This is a genomic window from Cupriavidus sp. 05N39 (genome assembly GCF_056397325.1).
In genome coordinates this window covers 1-8,675 of the sequence record NZ_JBFTNE010000172.1, presented here as the reverse complement: position 1 = coordinate 8,675, position 8,675 = coordinate 1, and the positions used below count along the sequence as shown (strand labels likewise).

Annotated in this window: 8 protein-coding genes and 1 pseudogene; 8 read left to right on the top strand and 1 reads right to left on the bottom strand. The window is 66.1% G+C overall.

Features of this window, described 5'->3' with window-relative positions:
- Positions 1–851 precede the first annotated feature (851 nt).
- Complete coding sequence (locus AC1DN0_RS39270; protein ID WP_477146516.1) at positions 852–1,715, bottom strand: hypothetical protein; 864 nt, start codon at positions 1,713–1,715, stop codon at positions 852–854.
- A 1,629-nt stretch (positions 1,716–3,344) separates the two neighbouring features.
- On the opposite strand from AC1DN0_RS39270, the gene AC1DN0_RS39265 reads away from it, so the two are divergent.
- The 8 genes and pseudogenes from AC1DN0_RS39265 to AC1DN0_RS39230 all read left to right on the top strand — a co-directional run.
- The gene (locus AC1DN0_RS39265) at positions 3,345–3,761 is read left to right on the top strand and encodes a lysozyme inhibitor LprI family protein (RefSeq protein ID WP_400094968.1); all 417 of its coding nucleotides are present in this window, start codon (positions 3,345–3,347) and stop codon (positions 3,759–3,761) included.
- Between the two features lie 54 nt (positions 3,762–3,815).
- A complete protein-coding gene (locus AC1DN0_RS39260; protein ID WP_400094966.1) occupies positions 3,816–4,541 on the top strand; it encodes a competence protein CoiA family protein in 726 nt (241 codons plus the stop codon).
- Between the two features lie 13 nt (positions 4,542–4,554).
- Complete coding sequence (locus AC1DN0_RS39255) at positions 4,555–6,744, top strand: phage integrase family protein (RefSeq protein WP_477103183.1); 2,190 nt, start codon at positions 4,555–4,557, stop codon at positions 6,742–6,744.
- The gene (locus tag AC1DN0_RS39250) at positions 6,741–7,292 is read left to right on the top strand and encodes a hypothetical protein (RefSeq protein ID WP_477146515.1); all 552 of its coding nucleotides are present in this window, start codon (positions 6,741–6,743) and stop codon (positions 7,290–7,292) included. The genes AC1DN0_RS39255 and AC1DN0_RS39250 overlap by 4 nt, the downstream gene beginning before the upstream one ends.
- Before the next feature lie 6 nt (positions 7,293–7,298).
- Positions 7,299–7,514 carry a hypothetical protein gene (locus AC1DN0_RS39245; RefSeq protein WP_477103185.1) on the top strand — a complete coding sequence of 72 codons (216 nt, stop codon included), beginning with the start codon at positions 7,299–7,301 and terminating at the stop codon, positions 7,512–7,514.
- A gap of 51 nt (positions 7,515–7,565) precedes the next feature.
- A complete protein-coding gene (locus AC1DN0_RS39240) occupies positions 7,566–7,817 on the top strand; it encodes an H-NS family nucleoid-associated regulatory protein (protein WP_477103186.1) in 252 nt (83 codons plus the stop codon).
- A gap of 159 nt (positions 7,818–7,976) precedes the next feature.
- Complete coding sequence (locus tag AC1DN0_RS39235) at positions 7,977–8,486, top strand: tyrosine-type recombinase/integrase (protein WP_477103187.1); 510 nt, start codon at positions 7,977–7,979, stop codon at positions 8,484–8,486.
- Positions 8,470–8,675: pseudogene (locus AC1DN0_RS39230) on the top strand (IS4 family transposase); the annotation flags it as partial. The gene AC1DN0_RS39235 and the pseudogene AC1DN0_RS39230, both read left to right, overlap by 17 nt.

Sequence of the window (8,675 nt, the reverse complement as noted above, 5' to 3'; positions counted from 1 at the left end):
GAGCGATAGCGCACTTTCAACGCTTCCCGCCGACAAGGACCTAGCGCCGATCAGAGACGTAACCCCACACACCAACAGTCTTCTACGAAGAAACGACCGGCCGAGCCGGCTCGTTTCACGAAAATCCAAGTCAAAACCGTTCCAGCGGACCTGGCCTGRCTGATTCAGGAAAAGCAGCTGCGCCTATCGGGCCTGTTTCTTATCATGAAGCGGTTGGCCACGCTGGTTGACGCTCTCCGCGGCATGACGTTGGGTCGGGCCTATGGCGCAACTTGGAGCGTTGACGAAGCCTCCTTGGTGATCTGGGCCAACGGCGTGACCTCCGCGCTGCCACAGGCACGTGCCCTCGAACACCTGGAAGTTATGCTCACCCTATGGAGCCGGCTGCCGGCGACGGACCCTCCAGGATCCTCGCACTAGGCCCCTTCGCAAGGCGATCGACGAGCACCTGGCAGCCGCTAGGACGATCCTGCGTGGCCGGCTGAGGACGGTATGAACGCCAGCCGCACAGCCGCCTTGGACCGCAGTCTCGGTCAGTTCGCCCGTACTCGAGCTAGCGCCAATTTGCCAGGGGCTGCAGAACCTTGAACGCACAGATCGCAGGCTCCACAGCAGCCGCTTGGTGCCGTTATCAACAGCAATGTATGCGCCGGACTGTGCCCGGAAATGTGGAAAGTTATATACTGAAAATTCGTATAGAATGTGGCTCCGGCTGCCCGTTTCGATCAACGCACGTCCTGCCGATCAACGGCTGGCAGGGAAGGGCGGGTATCGCTCACCAGGGCGCGTATCGCCGGAACAACTTGGCTTTGAGCGACACACTCCGTGCTCCAAACTTGGGCTGGGCCAGCTCAGAAATGGAACGCACCAATGTGACCGAGCGTATCGCTGCCTTCGATCACCGCGTCGTAGCTCCCGGCGCGGCCACCGCGCCGGCGGTATGTGGCAAGCGCATGGCGTGACAGAAGCCGCTGCAGACAATCCCAATGATCAGAGCGTTGAATGTGGTTGCCGACGGCAGGATCGATCCAGGACGCCAGCCAGGCGATGCGCKACGCGAACAATCGGGTGCTGATTAACGTGTGGCGCGGCCGGCGGGGGATGAAGCCCGGATAGCCCTGCATATCGAATTCAGGGATGGCCCAGATCGCGTCGTGATGCCCGATCCGGTTGCGGACGTCACGCACTGCCCGGAGCAGCCGGACGATACGTTCGCGAAACTGCTGAGAAGCGTAGATCGTTCCCGCCGGCGCAGCTGGAAAGGCCAGTGTCAGCGCTCTCGCCTGCAGTCCGTTGGGGTGACTTGCTCGACCTAAGCCGTTCACAAGCTGTTCCCAGAAACCGAACGACAGTGCGGCAACAATGTCGTCGTGGCCAACGGCGCGCCCCCGCTTGGACCGACGGTCAATGATCTTCTCGATTTCTTTCTTGTCGATCGAAGACATCGAATGTGGCGTTTTCGGGACTGGCGCACCGGCGTGAACGGGCCCGGAGATCGGTAACATCCAGGGTGCGGAATCCGTCGAGGCGTAGAATTGAGAAAGGCTGCGATGCAACGCATTGCGCAGCGACACCTCGAAGTCACCGAGAATGGGCAGTAGGGCGGCAGCGACCGCTTGACACCAGCTGTAGCTGCCCATGAGATCGGTGCTCGACCGGCTGTCGAAGAAGCGTTGAACCGTGGCCAGGCGCGGCGCTGTGAGGTGATTCTGCATTGATAGGGCGACGAGGGACGTGTGGGTGCCATGATACGGCACTCAACACTCACCATAGAAATGCCTGAACGGATACTTGATAATCAGGTATAATCCACTATGAGACGGGGGTGGTCCGGGATTCCGGACGTGCCTCCGTAATTAGAGTCAGAACCCCGCGCAAGCGGGGTTTTGGCTTTCTAGGGCCGTCTTCATCACAATCTCCAGAGCGAAGAGGGCGGCTACATCGTCGAAGCCATGCGGTATGCCTCGCTGAGGTCGTGGTTCGCTAGTGCTTCTAAGGCCAGAGGTTGCCCCTGATCCCTTGACGAAGCGGACCTGACCAGCCGACGCATGATGCGGCTGGCCAGCCAGGTCGGCAGAGTTGTCCCCCGATTCTGGGCGAGTCCTCGGCGTCGTGGTTACCCCGTCGCGCTGGGGGCGAACCCGCCGCTCGGCAGGCCAGGCTGCACCACCGCAGGACGCCGGCGGAAACGCGGCCTCCCTGTGTCGCCGTCCTCGCCTCGCCGCCGGCCTGACCCGGCCGACGAAGGCCCGGCCACCAAGTGAATAGTCAGCGAGCTCGAACTGGATGGGGACGGCAACGGCTTTGCCGTTGTGCAGATTAGAGAGGGGTGGCACTGCAGCCGCTTGGCGGGGCTGGCCACCGCTCACCCGACCCGAGCTTCGACGGGGCCACCATCAGGCCGACGCCATTGGCCCCCGCAGCCGGACCCTCTCCTGGCCGACTCGCCCCGGGGCATTTCAAGACACTCGGGTGCTGTCCATCGCGGTTGCGATGATACCCATTAGTACCGTCCAAAGCACCTCGTGCTGGCAATACATCGTCACTTCCCATCGGGTGCCGTCCGGTCGCACGACGCTCTGTAAGCGGCCTGTGCAGACGACGTCACGCCTCCGTAAGGGTCCCAATCCCAGCTCGACGCGACACCCCTCAAGTTCTTCGATGACCCGCTCCATATTGAGCTTGCAATGCTGACTCCGCGTCGCCGCGGAAGTCGTCATAGAACGGACACCGCGAGCGCTGCCTCGGCAGCTGGCAGGTCGAATAGCCGGCAGATGTGGTGCAGGTTGGCGCGCCGGACGCCCCACCCGTCGATCGGCGCGTCGCCATCCTGGTGTGGCTGTGCTCGACACTCGGCACGCGGGCCGTCATCGACCCCAGAGTGCCAGGGGGGCGTCGGTGGAGGGCGTCGGAAAACACCCCGGCACCCAGGGTGGGATCCGAACCGCTTCCGCCCGTCGGGCCCGGGCAGTTCGTTGGCCACGAGCCGTCCCTCGGTGGGCAACACGTGGCTGCCGCCCGGCCAGGGTGAAGGCGCTGGTGGCGGTTGGGCCAGATCTGCCGCGTCCACATCGGCGGTCGGACTTCCACAGGGGATCAGGTGTGCGAACGGCGCTTGGGCCTGGCGACATCTGTTTTTACGTTTTACCAGTACATGATTACCTTAATAATCATGCACTGCGAAAATAAGGTACGCATGACCCCTTGCGCCGGAAGCGTCTCGCGCTACAATGGCGCACATCGCCCGCTAGGCCTTGCCCACCTTGGTCACCCACCTTGGCCGGGGCGGTGGCTGCCCCGGTCCGGGTCACGCGACCGCACGCAACCTTATGGAGCCCGCGACCATGCGCTTCCTGCCCGCCCGATTCGCCGTTGCGGCCATTGCCGCCGTCTTGCCGCCGGCCATTGCGCTGGCCGCCAGCGCGGTCCCGGACTGTCAGACGGACGCGCTGTGGCGCTTCGATGCCGCTTGCCTCGCCACAACCCGCAGTGACCTAGATCAGCAGCAGGCCAACGCATTGGCAGCGCTGCGCCAGGCGGCCGACCCGCGCCGGCGCGAGCTGCTCGCGTCCGCGCAGGCCGCCTGGACCTCCTACCGCCAGGCGCAATGCGAGAGTGAGGCCGACCTTGCCCGGGCCATGCACGCCGACGATGGGGCCAAACGCACCATGGCGCCCTCGGACCGGCTGCGCTGCGAAGTCCGGCTCTCGGAAGCCAGGCTCATGGAACTGCAGGCGTTCGCCAAGCGCGCGTCGCGCTGAGATCGCGCCGCGCTGCTGCCTTCCTCCGTCGCCAAGACTGCCACGACCATGCCCTTGACCGCTATCCACACGCTGACCGGCGAGCCGATCGATTCCATTTCCTGTTCGCCGGACGCGTGGGCTGCGCTGCGCCGCCTGCCCGTCGGCACGCTGGTGATGAAGGGCAACCGCCAGCCCGCGGTGCTCAAACGCAGCATTCGCGGGCTGCAGTTCTTCGCGCACCCGCCGGGCGGGCGCGATCCAAATTATCAGCCGGAGTCGCCCATGCATCTGGAGATCAAGGCCGAGCTCGTGCGGGGGCTGCGCGCGGCCGGCTACCGGGCTGCGCCGGAGCAGGGTGGGACTTCGCCCTCGGGCGAGGCATGGGAAGCAGATGTGCTGGCCGAGGGCGAGGGCCGGAAGGTGGCCTTTGAGGTGCAGCTGTCGCCGCAGACGCTGGAGGAGTACGAGCGCCGGTCGCTGCGCTACCACGCTTCCGGCGTCGAGGTGGTCTGGCTGATCCAGGGACACCATTACCACGCCTTCAGCGATAGCCTCTATTATCGGGACCCCGCGCGCGCGTGCCGCTATCCCGGACATGCCGACTTTCCCGCGTTTCCTGTCCGTGCCCACAATGCCAAGCACCACTCCGGGACTGTGGCCGGTGCGGAAGTGGTGGTGTGGCCGCGCGATCGAGCGGTGGCCAATCTCTGCGTGGCGGCGTTCGCGACTGGCTTCCTCCGCGCCACCCCGCTATTTTTGGTAGGCACCGGCTGGGTCTGGCAGGCTGCGGCGACTTGACGGCACCATCACCATGACCACGACCATCCCGGCTGCCTCGTTGCCTACCGATTCCGTCACTGTGGCGCCGCCAGCCGCCGCGCCCCGTCGCCGCCGGCGCACGGTCACGCGACGCCATCTGCACCGCGGCCACTTTGGCTTCCTGCGCGCCATCATCCAGGGCCTGCATGCCCGTCCGATGTGGGAACGCTACCTGCTGGACGAGGGCGAGATCGAGGCGGAAGCCGAGCTTGCCGCCCGCGGCCCGGGCGGGGTGGACGACGAACTGCCGGCGCAGGACCGCGCCGCACGGAGCTTTGCTGGTCACCCCAAGGTGCGCCGTGTCACGGCCTGGCTGCGCGGCGAGCTGGCCGCCGCCGCCGGCCGCGCGGAGCGCTATGGCATGGCCCGGCTGGTGCGGGTCGACTTCCGCCAGATCGGGCGCCCGGGCGAGGGCCTGCCGTCGCTGGAAGACTTCGCCGCCGAAGCCGGCCTCGACGGCTTCTCCCAGGCCGAGCAGCAGGAGGCGTACCGCACCCGCTTCGGCCGGGCGCTCGAGCGGGAGGCGAAGCGCGCCGCACTAATGCGCCGGCAGCTGGATGCGGTCGACTGGCTGGAGGGCAAGTACGCGCAGCCGGTGCTGGCCGGCGACGCCTGCCGCGCGTGGCTAGCCGACACTCTGGCCACGCGGCTGGAGGCGGCGGGCGTGGCCACGCTCTCCGACCTGATCGACCGCATCAACAGCCTGGGCAGCGGCTGGGCGCGCAGCCTGCCGGCGATCGGGGCCGGCAAGGCCCGCGCGGTCGAGGCCTTCCTGCGCACCCATGCCGAAACGCTCGGCAAGGGCATCGGCGCCCACGTGGCGGTGCCGCGCCGCCAGCGCTATGCGCACGAGCTCGCGGCGGTGGTGCCGCGCGGATCCCGCGCGGGCGCGCTGGTGCCCCTCGACAAGCTGATCCTGCCGGCCGAGCTGGATGGCCGCGCCGGCGCCTACCGCCTGCCGCAAGCGCGCTGCCTGATCGGCGCCCACAACGACTATGAGGCGGTGCTGTCCTGGCTGCGCTCCAAGGCCGGCCTGCCGCCCGAGCAGGTGGCACGGCTGCGCGAGCGCCGCCGCGACCTGGCCACGCTGCCGGGTCCGCTGGACTGGCTGCACTACCTGTCGCACACCCAGCGGGGCTACCGCCGGGAAGCCGAGCGCTTCCTGCTGTGGGCGCTCGTGGTGCGCGCCAAGCCGTTGTCCTCGATGGACACCGACGATTGCCTGGCCTACCGTGACTTCCTCGCGGCGCCCCCGGCGGACTGGTGCGCGCCGCGCTCGCGCGAGCGCTGGAGCCCGGTCTGGCGCCCCTTCGAGGGGCCGCTGTCGCTAGCGGCGCAAGCCCTGGCGGTGCGGATACTGACCAATCTCTACCGCTACCTCAACGACAAGAACTACCTGGCCGGCAACCCGTGGCAGGGCATCCATGTGCCAAAGAGCGTCAAGCCGAAGATGGACACGGGCCGCAGCCTGACCGAGGAGCAATGGGCCTTCGTGTCCGGCTGCCTCGCGCGGCTGCCGCCAAGCTCGGCCAACCAACGCCTGCAGGTGGCGCTGCCGCTGCTGTACGCCACCGGTCTGCGCCTGTCCGAGGTGGTGTCGGTCACCACCGACGACCTCGAATGGGTGAGCCTGCCCGGTGCCAAAGGCGGCGGCACCAAGGCGCGGGAGGAGGGCTGGTGGCTGACCGTGCTCGGCAAGGGCAACAAGCCGCGTCGGGTGCCGGTGCCGGAGGCGGCGATCGAGGCGCTGGGACGGTACCTGGTGGCGCGGGGCTTTGCCGCGGACCCGGCGGCGAACCGGATCGCGGGCGGCGTCGCGTTGCTGGGCCACGCCACCGACCAGGCCGAGCGGGCGCCGTGGGCCAAGGCCGATCGCGCCGGCGCGCAAGCCGCGCTGGCCGCCACCACGCTGTACCGGCAGATCAAGCGCTTCTTCCAGGCCTGCGCCAGCGAGCTGGACCTGGTGGATGCGCGCGGCGCGGCGCGCCTGCGCGCCGCCAGCACCCACTGGATGCGGCACACGCATATTTCCCACGCGCTCGCGGCCGGTGCGCCGCTGGAAATGGTCCAGCAGAACGCCGGCCACGCTTCGCTCGACACAACTACCCGATACATCACTACCGAGGATGCCCGGCGCATGGCGGCGATGAAGCGGTTCTTCCACGAAGGGAAGGCCCAATGAAGAATGCCCCCTTGACCAGACTTGGCCTCATGACGAAGGTGCAGCGCCGCTTCATTCTCGCCATGAACCAAGCGGGCGCACGCTACGTGGTTATCGGCGGGAAGGCGATGCAGGGACTTGGTATTCTCAGACCGACACATGACTTGGATGTTTGGATGAGCACTACTGGATTCACACCGAACCAGGTTCACGCAGTCCTACGTGGCCTAGCCGGTGCGAGTTCGGAAAGTCTGCTGGACCGGCTCCACAAGTCCGGTACGCGGGCGGCGCTCCCGAATGAGATGGCGCCCGACATCGATATCCTCACGTCGGTGGGCGACATGGATTTCGATGAGATGTATGTCGCCAGCCAACCGGTACGTTTCGGAGCCACCGTGTTTCGGATACCCAGGAGAGAGGATTTGATCCGAACAAAAGAGGCCGGCATCAACTCGTTAACGGAGCGCATCGTCRCTGGCGTTTGGGTGGCGACCGACCTGGAGAAGGCCCAGGCGGCGGTTACGCGCGATATGGCAGACATCGAACTGATCCGCAACAGCGGCGGGTAGCATTTGGTGGCGGGTGCGGCAAGCGGCTGCACGCCGCCAGCACGCACTGGCAGCCTCCACACCCGTATTTCCCACGCGCTGGCCACCGGGGCGCCGCTCAAGATGGTGCAGCAGATTGCCGGACACGCCTCGCTCGATACCACCACGCGCTACGTGACCACCGAGGCGGCGCGACGCATGGAGGCGATGCAGGCGGTGTGGGATGCCGGCAAGAGTGAATGATCGTGCGCCCCCAAATCGTTGCACTTTTCCGACTCCCAAAACGTTATACCTATGTCTCTTGAGATCGAGCGCGCCGCAGCCACGGTGTGGATCCGTGTCCAGATGGCCAGGCACGGCCTGACCTTGACCGACCTGCAGGCAGCCGGCTGCTTTGCCGAGAACGCGCCGCCGGCGGCACCCGCGCCGACGCGCATCTACCGCAACGCCGAAGGGCAGAAATGGGACGGGCAGGGCGAGATGCCGGCCTGGCTGCACCGGGCGGTCAATGCGGGGCAGTCGGTCGAGCATTTCCGCGTGGGTTGAAGCTACGCGCCCGACCAGGCCGAGCCGGCGCCGTCACGCCGCACAGGCATTTTTCCGAGGACGCCAAGAAACTAGCCGGTTTATGATGGAAAGGAGTGCTTGCCGTTTCTCTCTCGTAATGCAGCTCGAAATCGAGCGTATTCCGAGATTGGAGAAACCATGCACATCAAGCGCGCCAAGACCCTCAAGCCTTCCCAGATCCGCCATTTGCTCCGCGTGACGGAGGCCACCAGCCGGCACCCGGAGCGTGATGTGCTCATACTGTTGCTGGGATTCACCTGTGGCATGCGGGTGTCAGAGATCGCTCGGATCGAGGTGGCTGACGTACTTCAACCGCCTGGCCAAATCCGCGAAGAGGTGACCTTGCGGGCCTCGATCACGAAGGGATGTCGCCAGCGCTGCATCTATTTGAGCCACCCGAAGACAGTCGCGGCCCTGGAACGCTACATCGAATTGCGGTGGGAAAATGACAAGGGCGCGGCGATGGACCGCCGCATGTATCGCGGTCTTATGCCCACCCCTTTCAAGGTGACGAAAATTAGGGCACCCTCCGTGTTCTCGAACAGAAACCGGAGTCAATGGCGTGGTACTGGACGCAGTAGTGGAACGCTTTCTCGAACACAGCCCGATCAGCGTGATGGCGCGCCTGGGGTTGCAACGCGCCCTTGATCCGGCCTGGATCGACGAATTGTTCGAGCAAGAGCGTGAAACGCAGTACACGCGGGAGTTATTGTTCTCGACGACGGTGGAAATCATGTCGCTGGTCGCCGTGGGGCTGCGCCCGTCGGTGCATGCGGCAGCCAAGGCCAGTCCGGCGCTGCCGGTTTCCATCACCGCGCTGTACGACAAGCTAAGCCG